25 protein-coding genes and 1 pseudogene are annotated in these 24965 nt (G+C 35.9%); 14 read left to right on the top strand and 12 right to left on the bottom strand.

All coding sequences use genetic code 11. From position 1 onward, the window contains the following. Positions 1 to 73: 73 nt before the first annotated feature. Together WAX78_RS20060 and glsA are read right to left on the bottom strand one after the other, a co-directional pair. Positions 74 to 415 (bottom strand): DUF3969 family protein, encoded by a 342-nt coding sequence (locus WAX78_RS20060; RefSeq protein WP_336483774.1) that lies wholly within the window; start codon positions 413 to 415, stop codon positions 74 to 76. Positions 416 to 598: 183 nt separating this feature from the next. Next, on the bottom strand, positions 599 to 1528 hold the full coding sequence (glsA, locus tag WAX78_RS20055) for a glutaminase A (RefSeq protein ID WP_336483773.1): 930 nt from the start codon (positions 1526 to 1528) through the stop codon (positions 599 to 601). 344 nt (positions 1529 to 1872) lie between these two features. Between glsA and nagE the strand changes: the two genes are divergently transcribed. From nagE to WAX78_RS20035, 4 genes are all read left to right on the top strand, one after another. Next, positions 1873 to 3372, top strand: coding sequence for an N-acetylglucosamine-specific PTS transporter subunit IIBC (gene nagE, locus WAX78_RS20050; protein WP_336483772.1), 1500 nt, complete (start codon positions 1873 to 1875; stop codon positions 3370 to 3372). Between the two features lie 277 nt (positions 3373 to 3649). After that, a complete protein-coding gene (locus WAX78_RS20045; protein WP_413789216.1) occupies positions 3650 to 4849 on the top strand; it encodes a serine hydrolase domain-containing protein in 1200 nt (399 codons plus the stop codon). Positions 4850 to 4939: 90 nt separating this feature from the next. After that, positions 4940 to 5758 (top strand): sugar ABC transporter ATP-binding protein, encoded by an 819-nt coding sequence (locus WAX78_RS20040; RefSeq protein ID WP_336483771.1) that lies wholly within the window; start codon positions 4940 to 4942, stop codon positions 5756 to 5758. A 93-nt stretch (positions 5759 to 5851) separates the two neighbouring features. Further along, entirely contained in the window at positions 5852 to 6502 is a 651-nt protein-coding gene (locus tag WAX78_RS20035) for a DsbA family oxidoreductase (RefSeq protein WP_336483770.1), read from the top strand. Between the two features lie 84 nt (positions 6503 to 6586). Here the strand turns inward: WAX78_RS20035 and pyk are convergent. Then, positions 6587 to 7996 (bottom strand): annotated as a pseudogene (gene pyk, locus WAX78_RS20030) (pyruvate kinase); the annotation flags it as partial. 598 nt (positions 7997 to 8594) lie between these two features. Between pyk and pflB the strand changes: the two are divergent. The 3 genes from pflB (at position 8595) to WAX78_RS20015 (ending at position 13218) form a co-directional block, all read left to right on the top strand. Then, positions 8595 to 10844 (top strand): formate C-acetyltransferase, encoded by a 2250-nt coding sequence (gene pflB, locus WAX78_RS20025; RefSeq protein WP_336483769.1) that lies wholly within the window; start codon positions 8595 to 8597, stop codon positions 10842 to 10844. A gap of 66 nt (positions 10845 to 10910) precedes the next feature. Beyond that, on the top strand, positions 10911 to 11642 hold the full coding sequence (gene pflA / locus WAX78_RS20020; protein WP_336483768.1) for a pyruvate formate-lyase-activating protein: 732 nt from the start codon (positions 10911 to 10913) through the stop codon (positions 11640 to 11642). A 412-nt stretch (positions 11643 to 12054) separates the two neighbouring features. After that, on the top strand, positions 12055 to 13218 hold the full coding sequence (locus WAX78_RS20015) for a diglucosyl diacylglycerol synthase (protein WP_336483767.1): 1164 nt from the start codon (positions 12055 to 12057) through the stop codon (positions 13216 to 13218). Between the two features lie 224 nt (positions 13219 to 13442). Here WAX78_RS20015 and WAX78_RS20010 read toward each other — a convergent pair whose 3' ends face one another. Further along, a complete protein-coding gene (locus WAX78_RS20010; protein ID WP_413789215.1) occupies positions 13443 to 14912 on the bottom strand; it encodes an MDR family MFS transporter in 1470 nt (489 codons plus the stop codon). Between the two features lie 159 nt (positions 14913 to 15071). Between WAX78_RS20010 and WAX78_RS20005 the strand changes: the two genes are divergently transcribed. Next, positions 15072 to 15647 carry a TetR/AcrR family transcriptional regulator gene (locus WAX78_RS20005; protein ID WP_336483765.1) on the top strand — a complete coding sequence of 192 codons (576 nt, stop codon included), beginning with the start codon at positions 15072 to 15074 and terminating at the stop codon, positions 15645 to 15647. A gap of 629 nt (positions 15648 to 16276) precedes the next feature. Here the strand turns inward: WAX78_RS20005 and WAX78_RS20000 are convergent. The 4 genes from WAX78_RS20000 to WAX78_RS19985 form a co-directional block, all read right to left on the bottom strand. Beyond that, positions 16277 to 16399 carry a YfhE family protein gene (locus WAX78_RS20000; RefSeq protein ID WP_098306877.1) on the bottom strand — a complete coding sequence of 41 codons (123 nt, stop codon included), beginning with the start codon at positions 16397 to 16399 and terminating at the stop codon, positions 16277 to 16279. A gap of 67 nt (positions 16400 to 16466) precedes the next feature. Continuing rightward, on the bottom strand, positions 16467 to 17024 hold the full coding sequence (locus WAX78_RS19995) for a GNAT family N-acetyltransferase (RefSeq protein WP_253628525.1): 558 nt from the start codon (positions 17022 to 17024) through the stop codon (positions 16467 to 16469). 250 nt (positions 17025 to 17274) lie between these two features. Further along, the gene (locus WAX78_RS19990; protein WP_336483764.1) at positions 17275 to 18399 is read right to left on the bottom strand and encodes an amidohydrolase; all 1125 of its coding nucleotides are present in this window, start codon (positions 18397 to 18399) and stop codon (positions 17275 to 17277) included. A gap of 55 nt (positions 18400 to 18454) precedes the next feature. Then, the gene (locus WAX78_RS19985) at positions 18455 to 19357 is read right to left on the bottom strand and encodes a TIGR01777 family oxidoreductase (protein ID WP_336483763.1); all 903 of its coding nucleotides are present in this window, start codon (positions 19355 to 19357) and stop codon (positions 18455 to 18457) included. An 80-nt stretch (positions 19358 to 19437) separates the two neighbouring features. Between WAX78_RS19985 and recX the strand changes: the two genes are divergently transcribed. Together recX and WAX78_RS19975 are read left to right on the top strand one after the other, a co-directional pair. After that, a complete protein-coding gene (gene recX / locus WAX78_RS19980) occupies positions 19438 to 20250 on the top strand; it encodes a recombination regulator RecX (RefSeq protein WP_336483762.1) in 813 nt (270 codons plus the stop codon). Positions 20251 to 20258: 8 nt separating this feature from the next. Next, on the top strand, positions 20259 to 20579 hold the full coding sequence (locus WAX78_RS19975) for a YfhH family protein (protein WP_336483761.1): 321 nt from the start codon (positions 20259 to 20261) through the stop codon (positions 20577 to 20579). A 62-nt stretch (positions 20580 to 20641) separates the two neighbouring features. On the opposite strand, the gene WAX78_RS19970 is transcribed toward WAX78_RS19975, so the two are convergent. Both WAX78_RS19970 and WAX78_RS19965 read right to left on the bottom strand, forming a co-directional pair. Then, positions 20642 to 20794, bottom strand: coding sequence for a YpzG family protein (locus tag WAX78_RS19970; protein ID WP_336483760.1), 153 nt, complete (start codon positions 20792 to 20794; stop codon positions 20642 to 20644). A gap of 38 nt (positions 20795 to 20832) precedes the next feature. Continuing rightward, positions 20833 to 20991, bottom strand: a complete 159-nt coding sequence (locus tag WAX78_RS19965) for a small, acid-soluble spore protein K (RefSeq protein ID WP_242220646.1) — start codon at positions 20989 to 20991, stop codon at positions 20833 to 20835. Between the two features lie 114 nt (positions 20992 to 21105). Between WAX78_RS19965 and WAX78_RS19960 the strand changes: the two genes are divergently transcribed. Further along, entirely contained in the window at positions 21106 to 21372 is a 267-nt protein-coding gene (locus WAX78_RS19960; RefSeq protein ID WP_336483759.1) for a YfhJ family protein, read from the top strand. A gap of 26 nt (positions 21373 to 21398) precedes the next feature. On the opposite strand, the gene WAX78_RS19955 is transcribed toward WAX78_RS19960, so the two are convergent. Further along, complete coding sequence (locus WAX78_RS19955; protein ID WP_336483757.1) at positions 21399 to 22379, bottom strand: metal-dependent hydrolase; 981 nt, start codon at positions 22377 to 22379, stop codon at positions 21399 to 21401. A 146-nt stretch (positions 22380 to 22525) separates the two neighbouring features. On the opposite strand from WAX78_RS19955, the gene mutY reads away from it, so the two are divergent. After that, positions 22526 to 23620: an A/G-specific adenine glycosylase gene (mutY, locus tag WAX78_RS19950; protein ID WP_336483756.1), complete on the top strand. Its 1095-nt coding sequence runs from the start codon at positions 22526 to 22528 to the stop codon at positions 23618 to 23620. Positions 23621 to 23671: 51 nt separating this feature from the next. On the opposite strand, the gene WAX78_RS19945 is transcribed toward mutY, so the two are convergent. Beyond that, the gene (locus WAX78_RS19945; protein ID WP_336483755.1) at positions 23672 to 23857 is read right to left on the bottom strand and encodes a hypothetical protein; all 186 of its coding nucleotides are present in this window, start codon (positions 23855 to 23857) and stop codon (positions 23672 to 23674) included. 121 nt (positions 23858 to 23978) lie between these two features. Between WAX78_RS19945 and WAX78_RS19940 the strand changes: the two genes are divergently transcribed. Then, positions 23979 to 24275 carry a gamma-type small acid-soluble spore protein gene (locus WAX78_RS19940; RefSeq protein ID WP_336483935.1) on the top strand — a complete coding sequence of 99 codons (297 nt, stop codon included), beginning with the start codon at positions 23979 to 23981 and terminating at the stop codon, positions 24273 to 24275. 418 nt (positions 24276 to 24693) lie between these two features. Continuing rightward, positions 24694 to 24939, top strand: a complete 246-nt coding sequence (locus tag WAX78_RS19935; RefSeq protein WP_336483754.1) for a YgaB family protein — start codon at positions 24694 to 24696, stop codon at positions 24937 to 24939. The last annotated feature ends 26 nt before the right edge of the window (positions 24940 to 24965 follow it).

Below are 24965 nucleotides of genomic sequence, written 5' to 3'. Positions count from 1 at the left end.
AGCACCTAAAGAGGTGCTTTTTTTACCGCTTTAACGGGAAGAAGGGGAGTGTTATTTTACTGGAATGTTCACTTTACCGAATATCTTCAATCAATTGCTCGGTTTCCTCATACATTTCATAATCACTTAGCACTTGAATACAGCGCCATTTTAACTCTTCAATATTTTGTTCTAAATCTTCTGGGATTAGGTTTTGAATGTCTTCTAACTCTATGCCAAAGTGAATGACTTCCAGTACTTTATCATCAATGCTTCGGTCCATTAACAATTCCAGTACATCTAAATTAAATATGTATCGATAGGCTTCATCAAGGGAAACAACTTTTAATTTTAAACTTTCGACGATGCTTAATACAAAAAGAAGAATGGTTTTCTCGAGAATTGCCTGATCTTCTGTTTGAAGGATAAGTTTCATAAGCACCTCCATTTTATCCCGCTATTCGTGGGCAGTAAGAACTGATTAGTGAACGATTTAGAAAGAAAGGTATTCTCTGACTGGAAGTTTTATGTGATAAAACACTGGGTTGTACTATACTATTCGAAGGTGTATAGAAAATATGCAAGATTATACAGAAAAAAGCGCCATTTTAGACGCTTTTTAAAAAATACTCCAGCCTTCTTGTTCAGAAAGCAATTCTAATATTTTAAACCCAGCAAGGCTATTGCCGTTTTCATCTAGTGCAGGACCGAAAATACCAATACCCAATTCACCTTTTACACAGCCAAAGATTCCACCAGCTACACCGCTTTTTGCTGGAATTCCAACACGAATTGCAAATTCTCCAGACTCGTTGTACATACCACACGTTACCATGAAGGTTTTACAAATTTTCGTAATGTGTTTGGGAATAATTTGTTTGTTTCGATATGGATCATAACCATCCATCGCAAAGATAAGTCCGATACGGGCTAAGTCGATGCAGTTTACTTCAATCGCACATTGGCGTGTATATAGATCCATTAATTCTTCAATATCACCATCGATAATGTTGTTTTGCTTCATATAGTAGCAAAGAGAGCGGTTTAAATAAGCAGTTTCTAATTCAGATATGGCAACTTTAGAAGAATAGTTAATGGAAGGATTATCTGTAATATCACGAACAAAGTGAAGGATGCGTTCCATTTTTTCTTCATTGCATTCACCTGCAATCATACTTGTGATAGCTAATGCCCCAGCATTAATCATTGGATTTAATGGTTTAGAGGGACTGGTTGTTTCTAATTTAATAATAGAATTAAAAGGATCACCTGTTGGTTCCATGCCAACTTTAGAAAATACATACTCTTCACCGCGGTCTAAAAGAGCAAGAGCAAGTGTAATTACCTTTGAAATACTTTGAAGCGTAAAGAGTATCTGGGATTTTCCTGCATGAACGTAATGACTTTCTTTATGATAAATCGCGATACCTAAATCATCGGGATTTGCATTCCCTAATTCGGGAATATATGTTGCAAGCTTTCCTTGTTTTGTATAGGGCTGAACTTGATCTAATAACTGTTGTAAGTTGTTAGTCTCGATACACTGCATAATAAACACTCCTAGTATAATTAGTTACTAAATTTAACTTTCCCGACAATCCAGGAAATAAATAATAACATGAAAATGAGGAATGATAAAATGAAACTTCTATTCATGAGGGCGCTTCGTTATTTGTAAAAATGGTATGTTTAATCAATTTGTTTTTAGTGATTAGAATAAGGAGAAATATTACATGTAACAAGGATTAAGGAAGATAAATCCATAAAAAGCTCGGAAACAATAACTACACATCTATACAACTATATGTTATTATGATTATGTTAATAGAAAGCGTTTTCTAAAAATTGTTTGAATTTGGAAACGATTTCATAATTTGGATAGGAGGAATTCAGATGTTGCAGTTTTTACAACGTATTGGTAAAGCATTAATGCTTCCAATTGCAGTATTGCCAGCAGCCGGGTTATTGCTTCGTCTAGGACAGCCTGACGTATTTAATATTCCTGTTATGGCACAAGCCGGTGCAGCAATTTTTGATAATTTAGCACTTATTTTTGCGATTGGTGTTGCAGTCGGTTTGTCTGTTGATGGTAGTGGTGCCGCAGCTCTTGCGGGTGCGATTGGTTATGAGGTTTTGAAAAATACGACGGATACTTTAAGTAAAGGGTATTCAGCAGCGGAGTTAAACGATAAATTAAGCAGTGTGCAACATTTAGTTGGTTCTGTGGATCCTTCTAAAATGGCAGATACTTTAGGTCAGGTTGCGAAAGCGGCAACGTTAGCACCGAAAATTAATATGGCCATTTTAGGCGGTATTATTGCAGGTGTGGTTGCAGGATTGTTATATAATAAATTCCATAAAATTAAATTACCAGAATGGCTAGGATTCTTTGCTGGTAAACGTTTTGTACCGATTATTACAGCTGTAGTGATGCTTTTATTAGGTTTAGTATTTGGAGAAATTTGGCCAACAATTCAAAGCGGTATTGATGCAGTAGCGCATGGTATCGTTAACTTAGGAGCAGTTGGTGCAGGAATTTTTGGATTATTAAACCGTTTATTAATTCCAATTGGTTTACACCATGTAATGAACACATATTTCTGGTTTGTGCTTGGTGATTTTACAAACTCAGCAGGAAATGTTGTAAATGGCGATATCGCTCGTTTCTTTGCAGGAGACCCAACTGCAGGTATGTTCATGACTGGTTTCTTCCCAATTATGATGTTTGGTTTACCGGCAGCATGTTTTGCGATGATTGCAGCAGCAAAACCAGAAAAGCGTAAAGCAGTTACTGGTATGTTAATTGGTCTTGCATTAACTTCATTCTTAACTGGTATTACAGAACCAATTGAATTCTCATTTATGTTCTTATCACCAGTATTATATGGTATTCATGCTGTATTAACAGGTCTTTCTTTATTTATCACAACAACGCTTGGCATTCATGATGGATTCTCATTTAGTGCCGGTGCAATTGACTATGTTATTAACTTCGGTATTGCAACAAAACCAGTATTATTAGCAGTTGTAGGTTTAGTTTATGCAGCAATTTACTTCTTTGTCTTCTACTTCTTAATCAAGAAATTAGATTTAAAAACACCTGGTCGTGAAGATGATGATGAGTTAGTGGAAGAAGGAACGGTTGAGGCAGGTGAAGCTGGTTCTATCGGTGAAACATACGTAGCAGCGCTAGGTGGAAAAGAAAACTTAGCAGTAATTGACAACTGCGCAACTCGCCTTCGTTTACAAGTAAAAGATGCAAATTTAGTAAATGAATCAGCATTAAAACGTGCTGGTGCAAAAGGTGTCATGAAATTAAGTAATACAAGTGTACAAGTTATCGTTGGTACAAACGTTGAGTCTGTTGCTGATGATATGAAAAAACATGTATAAATAATAAACAAGAAATCCCTCATTGATAAAAATGAGGGTTTTTTTTATCCCGCTATTCGCGACCCACCTCAAGATTCAGAGAAAAACGCAGAAGATAGGGGGGATAACTGCCCGATTGGTAAAGGCTTTCTATAAATCGAGGATGAAGAAAATACCATTGACGGAAGTGTTATTTCATTACAAATGTAACGACTATCTTGCATTTTAGATGCTCTTTTTTATTTTTTTATGCATGACGTTGGTAAACTACTCATTGCATGATAAAGTAGGATGTAAAATGAGCAACTATGCAAAAAGGCAGGTTTTTATTGTTATGAAATCTCACAGACCGATTGTATATATAAAGCGAACGATTATTCTCAGTCTGTTGTTTACCCTTATATATTGGGGATATACGAAAATTACTTCTCACAATAAAGAAAAGGAAACGTTGCAAGCGGTGAAAGAAGTAAAGAAGGAAGATGTAGAGAAACATCCAAACCCGAATCCAAATCCAAAAGAATTGCCAGCTGAGCAACCTACGCAAGATATAAATAATAATGCCCAATTGGATGCGTACTTAAAGAGTAAAAACTTCAGTGGTACAGCTGTTGTTGTGAAGAATGGAAAGGTTCTTTTGAATAAAGGATATGGATTTGCCAATCAAGATGAAAAAGTTGCTAATAATTCAGAGACGTCCTACTACATCGGATCAATTACAAAAGCTTTTGTCGCGACTTCCATTATGCAATTGAAAGAACAAAATAAATTAAACATAGAAGATACTGTCGCGAAATATATTCCTGATTTCCCAAGAGGCCGGGAGATTAAATTAGTACATCTCCTTACACATACATCAGGTATTCCAGAGTATCCAGAGGGAGCAGAGAACATTACTCATGATGAACTCATCAAAAGAATAGGACATCAAAAATTAGCATTCCCTCCCGGATCGAATTGGAAATACTCTGATTCTAACTACTCTGTGCTTGCGTATATTGTAGAGAAAGTGAGTGGAGAATCCCTTGAGGATTATATTCAAAAGCATATATTTGACGTAGCTGGTATGAAGCACTCAGGATTTGGTGACAACTTTCAACAAGAAAACTATCCTTCTACTGGATATAAAATTGTAGATAATAAGATGACAACACCAGCTTTACCAAGCATGTCGCAATTGTTTGGATGCGGTGATATATACATGACGTCATATGATTTATATTTATTTGATCAAGCTTTATTTACAGGAAAGCTCATTTCAAATGCAAGTTATCATCAAATGTTTACAGCAGTTAAAAAAGATTATGGTTTTGGTTGGTATGTGGATCCTGGTAGTTACTCAAATCATGGCGTTATGCCAGGGTGGGACTGTTTAAATAGTTTTAGTAAAAATGGAAGTACGTATGTGGTTTTATTATCTAATATTCAAAATAACATTAAATCGTTTGGTGTATTAAGTAATGATATTTATACGATGACTCGGCATGTAGAAGGTTAGAAAGCTATCTTATGAGATAGCTTTTTTTATTTGGATAAATAATCGAGAAATGAGATAATAATAAAAATATGTAAAAAAGTGGGGTTGAATATGGGGATTCATGAACACCATGCCCGGAATGGGAAAAGGTTATTTCTTCTTTCTAGCTTTATATTTTTTGCTGCTATTATAGCGTTTATACTTGATTATATTCGGACACCTTATTTTCAGTGGGGCAAGGATACTGTAACTTTTATAAGTATGATTATAATGGCCCTTCTTTTTATGATTTATAGTTTCGTAGAAAAAGAAAGGGCTAAGAAAATTGGAACAACTATTCGTATTGAAGAGCCATTACCGATGCTGGAGCAACAGCGATTTGTTATAAGAAGAGAAACGTCTTTAATCACTTCAATTACATACTTTTCAATGGATGGAAATACAATGGGCATTTTAAGAGAAGAATATGAAACAAAAATGCAAAAGGTTTGGAAAATTTTCGTATCCCTTTTCTTAAAATCATTGAATGAAAAGCGCTTTGTTTTGTACAACGAATTGGGAGAAGCAATGTTGATTGTAAGGCAAAGAGCAGGCATGCACCTTTCTTATACGTTTCATGACTTAGCGGGAGATAAGATTTGTGAACTGAAACAGACATGGAATTTAAAAAAGCTGGAATGGCTTTTGCGGTCTGAACATGATGAAGAAATTGGAGAAATTACTGGGGATTTGCATGCGAATATCCAAAAGGGAAACTGGAAAGATGGCAGCTATATTGAAGTAAAAGAAGATGCGATTCCAGTAGAAGCGATTGAATATTTTTCTGCGAGCGGTGGTTCGCTCGTTAATTTATCAATTGCGGAACATGCAAAGTATGAGAGAGCCTTATATTATGCGGTAGCTGCAATATTGACGTTGAAAAATCGTTAGACATCTTCCTTTGAATGGAAAAGGGTTTTAGTTGACAGGAGTGTCTTGTTGTAACTATAATCATTACAACAAAGAGCGCAAAGGAGAAAAATAATGACATTACAAATAAAAGTATATTCCGATTATGTTTGCCCATTTTGTTTTATTGGTGAACAACCATTACAAGAAGCAATTCAAGGAAAAGATGTAGAAGTAGAATGGATGCCATTTGAATTACGTCCATATCCAGCGGAACGTATTGATCCATGGAATGAACCAGACAAGTTAGGGATGTTCCAAAGTACAATTGCACCGTGGGCAGAGCAAATGGGTGTTGATATAAAATTACCTCGGTTGTCACCACATCCATATACACATACTGCATTTGAAGGATATCAATATGCAAAAGAAAATGGAAAAGGAAATGAATATCAGCATCGTGTGTTTACTGCATTCTTCCAAGAGGAGCGTAATATTGGAGAAGTAGATGTGCTTGTAGAAATAGCTGGAGAAGTGGGATTAAATCAAGATGAGTTTCGTCAAGCGCTTGAGAATGGTACGTATAAAGAGGCGCATCAAAAAGCTGTTCATCACGCTTATTATGAACAAGGCGTACAAGCTGTGCCGACATTTGTTATTGGAGAGAGTGTGGTACAAGGTGTACGTAACAAAGAAGCGTTAGAAGCTATTATTGAACAGGAACTAAAAAAAGAAAAAGTAACAGTTTCAGATGGTATGACATGTAATATAGATGGTTGTGAGTAAAAAAGGCAGATGCGTAGTGCATCTGCCTTTTTTACTTTATTAGCGGGCAGTAAAGTACTTACGGATGGAAGTTTCACTTCATTTTACAACCTCAATTTTCATGAGATTTGTCGTTCCGCGTTCGTTAACAGGGACACCTGCTGTTACAATGACAATATCTTGCGTAGAGACAAGCTGTTGTTCTTTAGCATTACATAATGCTTGTTCAATTACTTCATCTGTCGTTTGTTTTGATGCAGTGAAAAATGGATGTACGCCCCATACGAGTGCGAGTTGCTGCATAACAGATTGTTCAGCTGTTGTTGCGATAATAGGAGTGTGCGGGCGATATTTTGAGATCATTTGCGCTGTATAACCACTTTTGGTTGGTGTTAAAATCGCCTTTGCTTGTAAGGAATAAGCTGCTTGAACAGCAGCGGCACTGATTGTTTCTGTTATTTGTTTATGGTTATCATGAAGCAATTGCTTTTGATTTTGGAATAAAGAAGACTCCTCTACTTGCAGAGCGATTTTATTCATCATTTGTACGGCTTCTATTGGGTAGTCACCGGCAGCTGTTTCTCCTGAGAGCATAATCGCATCTGTGCCATCAAAGATTGCATTTGCTACGTCTGAAGCTTCTGCTCTGGTTGGTCTTGGATTTCTTTGCATAGAATCCAACATTTGTGTTGCCGTAATGACTGGTTTTCCGAGCAAATTACAGGTATGAATTAATTCTTTTTGAATAATTGGTACATATTCTGCTGGAATTTCAATGCCCATGTCACCGCGGGCAACCATAATTCCATCCACAACTTCTACAATTTCTTTTATATTATCAATTCCCTCTTGATTTTCAATTTTTGCGATGATGCGAATATGTGAGGCATTATGCTTTGCTAATATGTCGCGTACTTCTAAAATATCAGCAGCTTTACGTACAAAGGAGATTGCGATGTAATCAACACGTTGCTCTATTCCGAAAAGAATATCTTGTTTATCTTTTTCCGTAATACCAGGCAGGCGGATTTTTACATTTGGCACGTTCACACCTTTATGATCTTTAATTATTCCGCCATGTATAACTTTTGTTTGTAACTCACCATTTGTCTTTTCTGTTACTTCTAGCTCTAATAGTCCATCATCAAGTAATAGATGGGACCCTACTTCTACATCATCGTATAGACCTTCATATGTGACAGAAAACTGTTTAGATGTTCCGAGTACCTTTTTCATTGAAACAGTAACAGGCGTACCTTCAAGCAGTTCTGCTTGTCCGCCTTCAAATTCATCGATTCGAATTTTAGGTCCTTTAATATCTTGTAAGAGTGCAATGTTTTTTTTAGCTGCCGCTGCGGCTTTTCGTATCGTATTGATACGTGCTTCATGTTCTTCGTGTGTTCCATGAGAAAAATTTAATCGAGCCACATTCATTCCAGACTCTAGTAAAGAAAGTAATGTTTCGTATTGGTCACTTGCAGGTCCAATTGTGCAAACGATTTTTGTTTTTCGCATATAAAATTCCTCCTTTTTTAAACCACATATTAACGGACGATAAATCCTCCTACTGCTGGAAGTTTTCGCTATTCGTGAGCAGTAGACCTCTTCAGAGAAAACGAAGAAGATAGGCAGGGAAAAGGCCTGTAAAAGCACGATTGGCGAGAGCTTTCCATCCGGCGGGGATAGAATTTTCACTTTATGAGAAGTTTATCCCTACCGTGGAAGAAATATTATTTTCACCGCGGTTTACAATGTATATAGCCATCTATACAAAAAAGGTGTGCCAAAACAGGCACACCTTTTTTCATTCTGTTTCAAAAATACTATAACAGAATAGGGAGGGAAAGTATTACAGTTTAAAATGGATACGACTCTTATACTGCAGAAAAGGATTCCTTCATTAAGAATACCAAAAAAAATGAAATTATTAAAAGAGGTTAATTAAATCAAGATTTAAGTAGTGTTTTCACTATGTCCATAGTGGTTTGCTCACTATTTCACAAACATGTCACAACTGTAACGTTCATTTTTTCAAAAAAGTAGTATTCTAAATACGTAAGCTGTTATATAAAAAATCTTAGTCCTGTACTAATCAAAAATGGAGGAGATTAGGATGACTGAAGTATTAGAAAATGTAAAAAATGCATGGGAAAACTTTAAAGGTGAAAAGTGGAAAGCAGAGATTGATGTCCGCAACTTCATTTTAAATAATGTAAACGTATACGAAGGTGATGAATCCTTCTTAGCTGGAGCAACAGAAGCGACGAAACAACTTTGGGATCAAGTAATGGATTTAACAACACAAGAACGTGACAATGGCGGAGTCCTTGACATGGATACGAAAATTGTTTCTTCTATTACATCACATGACCCAGGATATTTAAATAAAGATATTGAAAAAGTAGTTGGTTTCCAAACTGACAAGCCATTTAAGCGTTCATTACAACCATACGGCGGTATTCGTATGGCAGAGCAAGCTTGTGAATCTTATGGATATGAAATGGACAAAGAATTAAGCCGTATTTTCAGAGACTGGCGTAAAACGCATAACCAAGGTGTATTCGATGCTTATACTCCTGAAATGAGAGCAGCTCGTAAATCAGGCGTTATTACAGGTCTTCCAGATGCATATGGACGTGGTCGTATTATTGGTGACTATCGCCGCGTTGCATTGTACGGTATAGATCGTTTAATTGAAGCGAAAAAAGAAGATTTGAATTTAACTGGCGGTGTAATGAGCGAAGATACAATGCGTTTACGCGAAGAATTATCTGAGCAAATCCGTGCTCTTCAAGAATTAAAACAAATGGCAGCTTCTCATGGCTTTGATATTTCTAAGCCAGCAACAAATGCACAAGAAGCATTCCAATGGTTATATTTCGCTTATCTTGCAGCAATTAAAGAACAAAATGGTGCAGCAATGAGTCTTGGCCGTACATCTACTTTCTTAGATATCTTTATTGAAAGAGATTTAGCAAACGGTACATTAACAGAAGAAGAAGCACAAGAAATTGTGGACCACTTCATTATGAAATTACGTCTTGTGAAATTTGCAAGAACACCTGATTATAATGAATTATTCTCTGGTGATCCAACTTGGGTAACAGAATCTATCGGTGGTATTGCACTTGATGGTCGTCCATTAGTAACGAAAAACTCATTCCGTTTCTTGCATACATTAGACAACTTAGGACCAGCTCCAGAGCCAAACTTAACAGTTCTTTGGTCTAAACAATTACCACAGAACTTTAAAAACTACTGTGCGAAAATGTCTATTAAAACATCTGCAATTCAATATGAAAATGATGACATTATGCGCCCAGAGTATGGCGATGATTACGGTATTGCTTGTTGTGTGTCTGCAATGAGAATTGGTAAGCAAATGCAGTTCTTCGGAGCTCGTGCAAACTTAGCTAAGACACTGTTATATGCAATTAATGGCGGTAAAGATGAAAAATCAAAAGAACAAATTGGACCTGAATTTGCACCTATCACTTCTGAAGTATTAGATTACGAAGAAGTTATGCGTAAATTTGATATGACAATGGAATGGCTAGCAGGTTTATATTTAAATACATTAAATGTAATTCACTATATGCATGATAAATATAGCTATGAACGCATTGAAATGGCACTTCATGATACAGAGATTCTTCGTACAATGGCAACAGGTATTGCTGGATTATCTGTAGTAGCTGACTCTTTAAGTGCAATTAAATATGCGAAAGTAAAACCAATCCGTGATGAAAATGGTATCGCAGTTGATTTTGAAATTGAAGGAGACTTCCCTAAATACGGTAACAATGATGATCGCGTTGATGAAATTGCGGTAAGTCTTGTGAAAACATTTATGAACAAGCTTCGTAAACATAAAACATACCGTAATTCTGTTCATACAATGTCAATCTTAACAATTACATCTAACGTTGTATACGGTAAGAAAACTGGTAATACTCCAGATGGTCGTCGTACTGGAGAACCATTTGCACCAGGCGCAAACCCAATGCACGGTCGTGATACAAAAGGTGCACTAGCATCATTATTATCTGTTGCGAAATTACCATATGAAGATGCACAAGATGGTATTTCTAATACATTCTCAATTATTCCAAAAGCACTTGGTAAAGAAGATGATGTACAAGTTCGCAACTTAGTATCTATGCTTGATGGATATGCAGTAAAAGAAGGACATCACTTAAATATTAACGTATTTAACCGTGAAACATTAATGGATGCAATGGAACATCCTGAAAAATATCCACAATTAACAATTCGTGTATCTGGTTATGCGGTTAACTTCATTAAGTTAACTCGTGAACAACAAATTGACGTTATTAACCGTACAATGCACGAAAGCATGTAAGTAAAAAGTTTCCCTCTGTTTTTCATAAAGACAGAGGGGAGCTGTTTTAATAGAGGAGGAAGTAATATGGTAACAGGAAGAATTCATTCTGTTGAGTCTTGTGGTACTGTTGACGGCCCAGGAATTCGTTATGTCATATTTACGCAAGGGTGTTTACTACGTTGTCAATATTGTCATAATGCGGATACGTGGGAGATTGGTAAAGGGAAAGAAATAACAGTTGAAGAAGTGATGCAGGATGTTACATGTTATCTTCCTTTTATTGAAGCTTCCGGCGGTGGTATTACAGTAAGCGGCGGTGAGCCACTACTGCAGTTAGACTTTTTGATTGAGCTGTTTAAGAAATGTAAAGAGGTCGGCATTCATACGACAATTGATTCTTCAGGAGGGTGCTATTCTGAAGATGAAGAATTCCAAAGAAAATTAGACATTTTGATGGAATATACTGATTTGGTATTACTTGACTTAAAACATATTGATTCAAAAAAACATCGTAAATTAACAGGAAAACCGAACGAACATATTTTACAATTTGCTCGTTATTTATCAGATAAAAAGAAATCAATTTGGGTGCGCCATGTACTTGTACCTGGAATTACTGATGGTACAGAGGACTTAGAAAATTTGGCAGCCTTTATTCAAAGTCTTGATAATGTACAAAAGGTAGAAGTCTTACCGTATCATAAGTTAGGCGTTTATAAATGGGAGGCGTTAGGGCATAAATATCCTCTTGAAGGAGTAGAGCCTCCAACGGAAGAAAGCATTCAAAAAGCAAAGAATACTTTAGCAGCAGTCTAATCCAATTGTGGATTAGACTTTTTGCTTTCCATTGATAAATAGTAGAGCAAACATAAGGAAAAGAGTATACTATGATTACACAATGTCTATTTTTGTAAAGAAACGATATGGATAAATTTACAAAAATGTAAAGGGAAAACGAAACAATAGAAAGAATTAAGAAATAATGTAAGGCGTATCATGGAGTATAGATAAAAGTCAAGTTATTGCGAAAGCAGTTATAGGAAAGTATAATGTTAAGATATGAGCAGATGGGATTAAGGGGTCAATAACATATGCTTTGCATATCCACGACAGGTACAGATCCAACGAAAAACCGTTGGAATTCAAACATGCAAAATTATAAGGGAATTGTTTTTTATATTGTGACAGATACAATATGAAAGACCGAAAAAGCTAGGAGTGGATTTGTTTGATAAAAAACCCCAAGGTTTTAATATTAACAGCACATTACGGTAACGGTCATGTACAAGTAGCAAAAACATTAGAACAAACATTTCGTCAAAGAGGACTTGAGGATGTAATCGTATGCGATCTTTTTAGTGAATCGCACCCTGTCATAACAGACATTACAAAATATTTATATTTGAAAAGTTATACAATTGGGAAAGAGCTATACCGCTTATTTTATTATGGTGTTGAGAAAATTTACGATAAAAAAATTGCATCATGGTATGCTAATTTTGGTCGAAAACGCTTAAAAGCGATATTGCATGCTGAAAAACCCGATATTGTTATTAATACATTTCCAATCATTGCAGTGCCAGAGTTGAAAAAGCAAACAGGTATTTCTATTCCTGTTTATAATGTAGTTACTGATTTTTGCTTGCATAAAATATGGATTCACCGAGAAGTAGATCGTTATTTTGTTGCAACAGATTATGTGAAGGACATTATGATAGAGGTAGGAGTACCTGCTGAGCAAATTGTAGCAACAGGGATTCCGATTCGTAAAAATTTTGAAGCAGTCATCAATGTAGAAGCATTGTATGACAAGTATGATTTGTCACGGGACAAGAAGATTTTGCTTATTGTAGCAGGAGCGCATGGAGTGTTAGGAAGTGTAAAAGGGTTATGTCAGTCCTTTATGTCAGTTCCTGACCTGCAGGTAGCCGTAGTTTGTGGGAAAAATAAAGTATTGCAAGAGGACTTGCTTCAATTACAAGAAAGCAATCCAGATGCATTAAAAGTATTCGGTTATGTAGAGAATATTGACGAGCTGTTCCGTATTACCTCTTGTATGATTACAAAACCAGGAGGAATTACATTAAGTGAGGCAGCAGCTTTGCAAGTACCTGTCGTTTTATATAAACCAGTACCAGGGCAAGAAAATGAAAATGCGAATTACTTTGAAAAACAAGGTGCAGCAGTTGTTATTCGCGAAGATAATGAAATTTTTGAGAAAACGAAAGAATTATTGCAAGATGATATGAAGTTATTGCAAATGAAAGAAGCGATGAAACGCATTTATCATCCGGAACCAGCGTTTCATATTGTAGATTCTATTTTAGAAGAAAATCATGTGCGAGTACATTCACCAGTACATCCACCGGCCCTTGTACAGTCTTTTACTTAATATAAGAACCTCTTTTCTATCTGAGTAGAAGGAGGTTTTTTTCGTTATTTTGTTTAAATGGATAGTAATATATACAAAAATCAACATGAAGGACTTTAAAATTTACTGTTATACCTATATTCAATCCAACGGAGGTTATAACGAAAGACATCTTTAACTAGTAAAGATGTCTTTTTGATGTTTTTATTTAATCAATCTACAGCTAATACAAAATTTAGGTTCTTCTAATTTTCATTGTGTAAGAGCTGGGTGGTTTTTGCTTTCTTTTTCTGTCCTTTTAAGAAAAACGATACAACGAGGGCAACAATTACCAAGGTTAACCCAAGCGTAAATGCCCCTTGGAAGCCGGATGTTAAGCCATTTAACTTTTCTGCTGGATCCATTGGATTTACTGAGTTTTCCATATATTTAGTTGTGCCTGAAGACATTTTAGATATAAATATAGCTGTGCCAAGCGCGCCAGCTACCTGTTGTAATGTATTAAAGAGTGCTGTACCGTGTGGATAAAGTTCTGGTGTCAATTGATTTAAACCATATGTTTGTGCTGGCATTACAAACATGAGTCCAATCATTAATACGCTGTGCATCAAGATGATTTGTGTCAATGTTGTTTCTGGATTAATGCCTTTAAATAGCCACATTGCAATGGCCACTAATACAATGCCAGGGATGATAATAACCTTTGGGCTCAATTTATCAAATAATTTACCTGCAATTGGTCCCATTATGCCACTAATCATACTCCCTGGTAGCATGATTAACCCTGATTTAAAGGCTGTAACAAGTAAAACCGTTTGTAAGAACATTGGTAATAATGTCATTGTTGAGAACAGCGACATCATGACGATGAAGATTAACCCAACTGATAAAGTAAACATTGGAAATGTAAATGCGCGTAGTTCTAAAATTGGATTACTGATTTTTAATTGACGAACAACAAAAATGAATAAGGATATAGCCCCGATAATTAAAGAGCAATAAACTTTAGGATCTGACCATCCTAAATCACCTGAAGAACTAAAGCTATACACAATACCACCGAAACCTAATGTTGATAAAAGAATGGATAAATAATCAACTTTTGGTCGTGTTAACTCTGTGACATTTTGAATATACTTCATTCCAATTAAAATGGAAATGATTACGATAGGAATAACAATGTAGAATAACCAGCGCCAATTAAGAGAATCGACAATAAGTCCAGATAAAGTAGGACCAATTGCTGGAGCAGACATCATAACAAGTGCTATTAAGCCCATTGTGGCACCACGTTTTTCAGGTGGACAAATAATTAAAATCGTATTCATTAGTAAGGGTGAAATTAACCCAGTAGCGATTGCTTGGACAATACGTCCAATTAATAAAACGGCAAATGTCGGTGCGAATCCAGCAATCAATGTACCGACTAAAAATGTTAACATGGCGGCTAAGAACATTTGTCTTGTTGTAAGCCATTGCTGAAGTAAAGCTGTAATCGGCACTAAAACCCCAACAACTAACATGTAGGATGTAGAAAGCCATTGAATTGTTGAAGCTGTTACATCAAAATCTTTCATTAATACGGTTAAAGCATTACCAAGTAATGTTTCGTTTAATAATGCGACCATTGCACCTAAAATTAATGCAATTAAAATGGGTGTATGTCTACTATTAGAAGTATTAATTTTGCTGCTTGTGGAACTCGTGGCTGTCATATTCATTTATCGATTTTCCTCCTATTTTTTGTATCTCTCTTTTTAATACATTTGTATCTAAAAGATCATGTGTAATATAATATACAGGTGTAGATTAAAAGTAGGGAGAATCAATTTTCGCCAGTTGTATAATTAATCTACAGAAAAGGAGAAGTGTAGATGAATAGTAATGAGGGGCAGCTGGATTTACGTATTAGACGTACACATAAATTATTGTGGGAGTCTTTATTTGAATTAATGACGCAATCAAAGCAGAAATATAGTTCCATTACCATCAACCAAATTTGTGATCGTGCGATGGTGCATCGAACAACATTTTATAAACATTTTGAAGATAAAGACGCGTTATTGGCATTTGGATTTAAACAATATCAAGGGGAAGATTTTATCATCCCGCTTTTAGATCGATTAACTAAGCCATTTCAAATGATGGAGCAATTCTTACATCATGAAGAGATTGGTAAAATATTAGAGTCACAAATGGATGATGAACAATTTATTAGCTTTATACATTATCAAACTCGTGAAATGAAGAAACAGGAGAATCAAGAACTAAGTCGACTTTGTAAAAATCATACGATACCCAATGAGTTAATTATCGAATTCTATTCGGGTGTAATTACAACGTTAAGTACATGGTGGCTACAAAATAGAAAAAGTGTTTCAGCAGAAGAAATGGATAAATATTTTCATCAAATGATCAATCAAGATATTTTTCAATTTGAAAGGGAATGAATAGAGGCGTTTTTGGTGCGGAAAATTAATGGAATTTGAATATATTTGTATTATCCACATTTAATATTCTCACCTTCGAAAGAGACAAGTTGTGTGATGTCAGTGGAATTCTTAGTAGCATGGTTTGCTATCATTTACATACTCATAAGTTTGTTGAAAATATCAGACAAAATGATCAATCTTTTTTATAAAAATAACCTAGCAATATTAAAAAGCGGCCTCATTTTGATTAAACTTTGTTCAAAATGAGGTCTTTTTCTTTATATTAAAATCAATGTGTGTGCAATCTTTAATCAAACTGCAGTCTAATCCAACATTTGGTTGTATCTCACTACTTGCGGGGATAGATGTTTTCGTCAGGATTTTGAGAAAATAAAGAAGGTGAATGTAAATTTCACTTTATCCACAAAAGAATCCGCTTACAATATACAGTAAACTTTAAATATTAACAAAAGTATCCACAATATCCACAATTTTTAGTAAATATATCCACAAAATGAACAAGATAACTGTGGTTAAAGTCCCCTTTTATAGAAAAGATATTAGAATTTATACACAATTTCATTATTTTTGTGGATAAAGTTTTCCACAAAAAAAGCTACCTCTTCTGAATAAGAGGTAGCTTTATGTTAATAAATTCCTTTTGGTTTATATCCAGCTGCACGATCTGCTCTTTTAAATTCACGTTGATAGAGAACTTCTTGTGTGCTAGATAATGTATTTCTTGATTTTTCACGTTTTTTCTTATCCATTACAGTTCACCTCGTGTCATAAAGTCATTACCTATCGTTACCAATGACAGAGGGAGATATACATAGATTATGCTTCTTTTAAATGATGAGCGTCTTGGAATGTTGCTTCGCGCATTGTGTGTAGTGTGTATTGATCTTTTGGAATTTCATATAAGTTATATACTTCACCATTCGCGTTAATTTGATCATATACACATTTTCTTGTTTCATTTGCTAGATTAACGTATGGCAATTTTTCGGCAGCTTTAATAGAGCGAGTATTTAATTTGCGAATTCGCATGAAAATAGTCTCAATATCTAATTCATAGAAAAGTTCACTAAAGAAAGCATCTTTTGCTGGTTTATTATAACCTTTTCCGTGATACGGTTTGCCAAGCCAAGTGCCAAGAAAACCTGCTTTTTCTTGCACATCAAATAAAGTTATTGTTCCAATAGGGTTTCCCCATTCATCAACAATTGTGCGTGAAATTAGTTCTCCGCGCTCTTCAGCTTCAATTGTTTGTTTTGTTAAAAACAAAAATTCTTCATAAGAAGATGCCTTCTGACGCACAAAGGGGAAGACATCAGGGTGAATCATCAAATCATATAGAACGTGGCTGTCATGTAGGTCACGTTTTTTTAACATACTATCTCCTCCTAAAAAGAGGGCAGCATGACGACAAAAAACACCCCACCCTCGAAATTTTTATATAAAACTTAAAAAAATTTCGGGGTGGGAATCGAACCCACTAGAACCAGTCTATAATGCTGGTGGCGCACCATTTGCCTTCCCCATTCATCAATTTGAAATTACTCAACACGACACAAATTGATCATGGTTTCATTCAGTTTATAATCGTATAATACTTTATCTAGTCAAAAAAATAAACTAGTTTTTATGATTTTTTTGTATGAATAATTTTTCCATCTATCATCGTTAATACAGGCTTGGCTAAATAGTGAAAAGGATGATGAGTCCATAGGACAAGATCAGCGTCTTTCCTAGGCTCGATACTACCAATTTTCTTTTCTAAACGTAAGTTGCGAGCAGGTATAATCGTAATTCCTTCTAGAGCTTTATGTTCATCTAATCCTTCCCTTACAGCGATAGCCGCGCAAACATTTAAATACTGAATTGGTGTATAGGGGTGATCTGTCGTAATAGAGACTTCAATCCCATGATTCGATAAGACATGATACGTTTGCCAAGATTTGTTCTTTAATTCAATTTTTGAACGACGTGTTAATGTTGGACCGACAGATACTTTTAAATCGTGGTTTTCTAATTTATCAGCAACAAGATGACCTTCTGTACAGTGTTCAATACGTAAATCAAGATTAAATTCTTTTGCAAAGCGAAGAGCAGAAAGAATATCATCTGCACGGTGGGCGTGAGCGCGTACAGGAATTTCGCGGCGGAGCGCTTGCAAGATAGGAACCATTCGAAAGTCCGCATCATTCCCATAATGCTTTGCTTCATAAAAAGCTTCGCGCAGCATCCCCATAATTCCCATACGGGTAATGGATTCTTTATTTCCATTACTATGCATTCCTTTTGGGTTTTCTCCAAACGCAATTTTCAGACCTGCGGGCTCTTGAATGACCATATGATCAATACTATTTCCTGCTGTTTTTATGACGCATGTTGTTCCGCCAATTACATTTTGACTTCCAGGCATAACGTGTACGGTTGTAATACCGCTTTGTACAGCATCTTGAAAACCCATATCCAAAGGGTGAATGCCATCTAAAGAGCGAATATGAGGAGTTAGCATTTCTGCTGTTTCATTTGCATCATTTCCAGCCCATCCAGTTCCTTCATCATATAGGCCAAGATGTGTATGCACATCGATAAAGCCTGGAAGAAGATGAAGACCACGTGCATCAATAACGGTCATATCTTCGCTAGATTCAATAGATCGTTCTAATGCAGTAATCTTGTTATTTTCTACTAATACATCACCTTGTAACTTAGGAGATGTAATAGGGTAAACAGTGGCTTGCTTAAATAATATTTTCATAATAACCTCTTTATTCTGCATACGAGTTTTTTCTCTTGAGAAAGTTTAGAAATTATTAGTGCGATACAATGTTTTGAAGCGCGTGTTCTAAAGTATCATAAGAATGTGTATATCCATGTTGTATTGCTTTTTGAGGTAATACATTTTGTCCTTGCAAAATAAGGGTGCTCATTTCACCGAGAAGGATTTTGAGTGCAAATGCAGGTACTGGTAACCAATGCGGTCTATGCATCACTTTTGCGATGGTTCTTCCGAATTCTTCCATTGTCACTGGGTGAGGAGCTGTAATATTTAATGCACCGTTCACTTCTTTTGTATGAATAGCAAAATCAATCATTCGGACAACATCTTCTAGATGCACCCAAGAAAGCAATTGGTCGCCTGATCCAATTGTTCCTCCAATAAACAATTGATAGGGAAGTAGCATTTTCGGTAGTGCCCCTCCATCTTTTCCGAGAACAACACCAAAACGTGTATAGACAGTGCGAATACCAAGTGCTGCGGCTTTGCTTGCTTCTTCTTCCCATAGCTTTACTGTAGTAGCTAAAAAATCATTACCTGATTTTGGGCAGTCTTCTGTAAATATTTCTGTCTCTGATGTACCATAATAGCCGATTGCACTTGCATTTATAAATGTATGCGGAGATTGGGGCAGCGTTTGTAGTTGCTTAATTAATCCTTTTGTCGTTTGTAAGCGACTATTGATGATTTTTTCTTTTTGTTTTTTAGTCCAACGTCCATTGTTTATAGATTCCCCGGCAAGATTAATAACAACATCAATGGAAGGAAGGGGGAATTTTGAATCGGCAGCATCCCATTTTATATATTGGATAGTTGAAGGTGAATGATTTTCTCTCAGTTGACGCGTCAAAATGTATACGGTATGTCCGTTGCTTGCTAAATATAAAGTGAGTGCTTTTCCAATAAAACCTGTTCCTCCAGAAATAGCAATTTCCAAGAGAAGTCCCTCCTTATTATGTATATTCAAGAAATTTAAATTTGTTACATATATGTTAAAATGATGTTGAGGTGAATTTTATGGCTGTCATTACAAAAATAGAAGTACAAAAGCGAACAAAAGAAAGGTTTAATATTTATGTTGATAAAGGTCATGGAGAAGAATATGGTTTCAGTGTAGATCAAGTGACCTTAATTAAACACGGACTTCAAAAAGGTTTAGAATTTGATGATGTTGAATTAGCAAATATTTTATATGATGAAGAAGTACAAAAAGCGTATTTATACGCCATTAGTTATTTATCGCATCAAATGAGAACGAAACAAGAAGTAGAAGAGCAATTACGGAAAAAAGAAATTGGACAAGCCATCATCTCTGAAGTTATTTCAAAGCTATTGCGTGATCGTTATATTAATGATAAAGAGTATGCAATTGCATATGTACGTACTCATAGCAATGTGAGCCAAAAAGGACCGATTGTTATTAGACGTGAACTGCTAAGTAAGGGTGTTTCGGATATAATTATTACTCATAGTTTACAGGAGTATCCACAAGAAAAACAAATTGAAAATGGTCTTGGACTTATAGAAAAAAAGAAGAGGTCTTATCAAAAACATTCTTTTCTGCAAATGAAACAAAAATTAGAAGAAATGTTAGTACGTAAAGGGTATGGACGTGATATCATTCAAATTTGTTTAGAGGAACTACAGGATGAAAAGGATGATAAAAAGCAAGAAGAAGCCCTTATATATCATGGTAATAAATATCATGAAAAATATAAGAAGTATGATGGCTGGACGTATGAAAATAAGATGAAGCAAGCGTTATATCGAAAGGGTTTTTCGATTGATGAAATAGAAGTGTTTATTCAAATGAAACGTGAAGAGGGATGAGGGAAAATATGAGAAATATGCCAAAGCGCTACAGCGAGATGACACCACACGAGTTAAGAGAAGAAATTGGCATTTTAAAAGAACAGGCAGTGAAGGCAGAACAGCTTGGAATTGTAAATGAATTTGATGTATTAATGAGGAAAATTGCAATGGCTCGTGCTTATATGACAGACATAAATACATTTGAGATTGGTGAAACATATGAACTTATAGAAGAGCCAGGGGTATCTTTTACCATAACGTATTTTAATGGAGTATTTGCTTGGGGTCACAAACAAAATGAAACAGAGGAAATTGGTATTCCTATTTCGCTATTGCAACAGAAATAAAAACCAGAGAGCCTTGGCTGCTCTGGTTTTCACTTTTCATAGTTGTTAAAGGAGATGGACGGCTAATATTGGCGTTTTCTCATCTCATTTGCCAAAATAATGAGAGATTGAGTTTGCTGCGTTTGTCCATTCACTTGTGCTTTTGCATGTTTTGGACGGGCCCATGTAGGGTTAAATAATTCGGAACGATGGTCTAAATGATCACGGTAGCTCATCTTATCACCTCGTATAAGAAGTTATCGATAGATATTTATTATGCTTCGTCTTGATTAGCGGCATGCATTCGCTCTTGCGGATGCGTATTAATAGTGCCGTTAGGTCGTTTTGACGCAAAACGAGCTTTTGCTTTTGGTGAACCGTCTAACTTATTGTTATTTCTAGCTTCAGACCAAATTTCAGATTGTTTACCCAAGAGGAACTCCCCCTCGCTACAAATTGATACAAAAAGTATCACTTATAGAATGTGCAATGTGAGAGAAAATATTCTATAACGTAAAATGGATAAATTGACTAAAGGAGACATAAAATGAACGATATTTTTGAAAAGTTAACGAAAGAACTTCTTGAAAAAAATGCTACCCTTTCTTATTCTCAGGCGCGTACTTGGGTTGAGTTGTTATGGGAAGATTTTGGAGCGACATATGCAAAAACAGGAACGTATCAAGGGATTGAAATGACAGAGAAAGTTGTACGAGCATGGATTAATAACCAAGGGGCGCGTTTGCATGAAATTCAAACGAATAATCCAAAGTATAGTCATTTAATTAACAAAGACAATCATTTAAAACATTAAAAAAACGACCAATTGCGGTCGTTTTTTTAATGGGGAAGTAATTCTAATTTTTTTCGTAGTTTTTCTTCACTGAAAATCCATCCTGTGTATGAACTCATAATCTCGAGCTCTTTATTAAGCTGAACGATTGCAACAAATGGATAATAACCTTTGCTGCGATAGCGCAGATCAATAAATCGAACTTCATAATAATCGTTGTATTCAAAAATGTCCCAGCGATAGACAGGAGAAAACGATAAGAATGCTGAAATGTTTTCATCTTTTTGAGCGGCACGAATGACATCATTATTAGGTAATGGAATGCGCTCGAATTTATCATGAACCATAATATGACCGCGATGCCAATGAGCAACGAAGTAATGATCTTTTGTCACAATAGCTAGGCGGTAATGATAAAAGCGGTATGACGGTGAAATAATGACTTGTTCAACATCACGAAACCGTTTATTTACGACACTTTTTACATTTTGGCGCATCATAATTCGGCCAATATAATAAACGGTCATTAATATATAAGCAGCAGCAGCCGTATAACCTTTATTTGCACCGACAAGCATACATGCAATCGCTAATGTATGAATGAAGAAAATAACTGCATCAAATGTATTAATGACGCCTAATGCCACCCATCTCTTAGTAAAGGGCCGCAGCGCTTGTGTACCGTATGCATTAAAAATATCAACAAAAACATGAATGAAAACAGCAATAAATGACCATAGAAGAAGATGAAGATAAGGAGTTCCTTGAAATATTGCAAAGGTAATCCCGCTAATCAGAAATGACCAAAGCATAACAGCCGGGATAGAGTGAGTAATTCCCCGGTGGTTTCGAATGTATTTCGCATTGTTTCGTAATTTTAAGACAGTGTCAATATCAGGGATATTCGAACCAACAATTGTTGCAAACATCACAGCTTGTGGTCCTAAGTCACTTTGGCTGAGCGCTGGATCTAGTGTGGCTAAGCTTCCTAATGTAACGCCCATGACAAGATGAGTGGCTGTGTCCATGAAAACCACCTCCGTTTTTTATTAATGTAACTCTTTTTGTTTTATATCACAAGGCATTTACCTTTTATTTCTTTAATCATCTTACTTAAATTTTCTCCTAAATTCTTTATAATAGTACGTATATGTAAAAATGAGGGGGATCAAGTTTGAAGCTTGAGATATTAGATGATTTTAACATAGAAAAATTTCGACATGATTTAATCAGTTGGTTTGAAACAGAACAGCGCGATCTACCATGGCGCATCAATAAAGATCCGTATCGTGTTTGGGTTTCGGAAATTATGCTTCAACAAACACGAGTTGAAGCTGTAAAACCATATTACGCAAACTTCATGGAAAAGTTTCCAACGCTAGAAGCGTTAGCTGATGCTGAGGATGAAGAGGTGCTAAAAGCGTGGGAAGGACTTGGTTATTACTCAAGAGCACGTAATTTACATGCTGCAGTAAAAGAAGTAAAAGAACAATATGGTGGAAAAGTCCCAAGCGATGTAAAACAAATTGAAAAGTTAAAAGGTGTGGGACCGTATACAAAAGGAGCAATTTTAAGTATTGCTTACGGAATTCCAGAGCCGGCTGTTGACGGAAATGTGATGCGTGTATTATCACGAATTTTATCGATTTGGGATGATATCGCTAAACCAAAGACACGTAAAGTATTTGAAGATATTGTTCGTGAAATCATTTCAAAAGAAAATCCCTCTTATTTTAACCAAGGATTGATGGAATTAGGTGCACTTATTTGTATTCCTAAAAATCCATCTTGTCTTCTATGTCCTGTTAGGGAGCATTGCCGCGCGTTTGCGGAGGGAGTACAAAAGGAATTACCTGTGAAAAGTAAAGCGAAAGCACCGAAGATGGTTCCGATTGTTGCTGGTGTATTGCGTACAGAAGATGGTAAATATGTGGTTAATAAAAGAGAGAGCACAGGGCTACTTGCTAACATGTGGGAATTTCCTAACGTAGAAATTGGAGAAGGGATTCGTAACCACAAACAACAATTGACAGATTATATGAAAGAGAAGTTTGCTCTTTCTGTTTCTATTGATGATTATGCAATGAATGTTCAGCATACATTTACGCATAGAACGTGGGATATATTTGTATTTTATGGTACAGTAACAAATTCAATTGTTGAAACAGATATTTTAAAGGTGATAACGGTTCAGGAATTTGAACAGTTACCAATTTCTAAATCGCATCGAACAATTTTTGAAGAGTGTGTGAAAAAACTCCAGCCGTAGCGGCTGGAGTTTTTAATCATAGGATATTTTTGTCCTGTGTGTCTAGCCAGCTTATTGCCGCTGCAGGCCACCGCGTGCTTCAATTTCTTTTATAATCTCTTTATAAATAGTTTGGCCTTCTACATTTAAGTATGGCATCATTTGCTGCAAAGAATGATGAAAATAAGCGAGTTCATGTTTTTTCCAATGATCTTTCGGAGTCATTGATAATTCTGTCATATCACGTCCAAGATACATATATTTACACCTCCATCACAGTTAGTTTGAATGAACGTTTTTGTCTGTATACGTAAAAAAATAATTTTCTTTTCACACTTTTTACGGATATGTTCAGTGAAGGATGGTTACATTATGTTTTGTGGAGGTGAGAAAGATGAACAAACAACAAGGTTTTGGAAAAACAACTTCTGGTGCTAGTGTTCAAAGCGCGAAACAACAAAGCGCTAGCTATGGCACAGAATTTGCAACAGAAACAAATGTACAAGCAGTAAAACAACAAAACGCACAGGCAGAAGCTAAGAAAACACAAGCTTCTAGCGCTAGTGCAGCTCAAAGTGCGGCTGCTAGCTATGGTACAGAGTTTGCAACAGAAACAAATGTACAAGCAGTAAAACAACAAAACGCAAAATCAGCAGCTAAGAAATCACAATCTTAATAAAAAAGAAAAACACTCCTTTCATGTAAGAGGAGTGTTTTTCTTTTTTATCCCGCATGAACAGGCAGTAAGCCCCCACTGATGGAAGTTTCACTTTGTTTGTAAGGGCCGACACAACTTCTAATAAGTCAACAAATATAGTCAAAGGAGAAGCACCGTCTTTATTCGAAACTATGTAATAGTATTTTTAAGGCTCATCACCGTAACGTGGGGTTGATTTTTTGAAAATGAATCATTGTTTAATACATGGAACGGAGAGTGGCGACTCCTGCGGGAATAGCGAGGAAAGTGAGACCCCGCAGGCTTGCCGAGGAGGCTCGCTCTCGCCCGCGGAAAGCGTCCACTCGGAGTGGAGTGTACATCTATCTATATGTCACCCCCGTCTTTTGGTGATGAACCATTTTTAAGGAGGTATGAAATGAAACGGTTTGATGAACTAGTTGAAGAACAATTGAGGACGATGGACGAATTGTTAAAGTTACAGGTTCATCTAGAGAAATACCAAAACCTTGAAATGGATAAGCTAGATATGAAAGAACTTCATTTTATTCGGCAGGAAATTCAAAGAACAGAAAAAACTTTAAAAGCTTTACAGCAGAAATTTGAGCAGCAAACAGCAGCGGTAATTCATTCCTTTGAAAATGAGAAAATGCTTTCGAACTAAGAGACGATTTTGTAAATCGGCTCTTT

Source organism: Bacillus yunxiaonensis, from assembly GCF_037104695.1.
GTDB lineage: Bacteria > Bacillota > Bacilli > Bacillales > Bacillaceae_G > Bacillus_A > Bacillus_A yunxiaonensis.
Note: the sequence above shows the minus strand (reverse complement) of the source record. Positions and strands in the feature narration are given on the sequence as shown.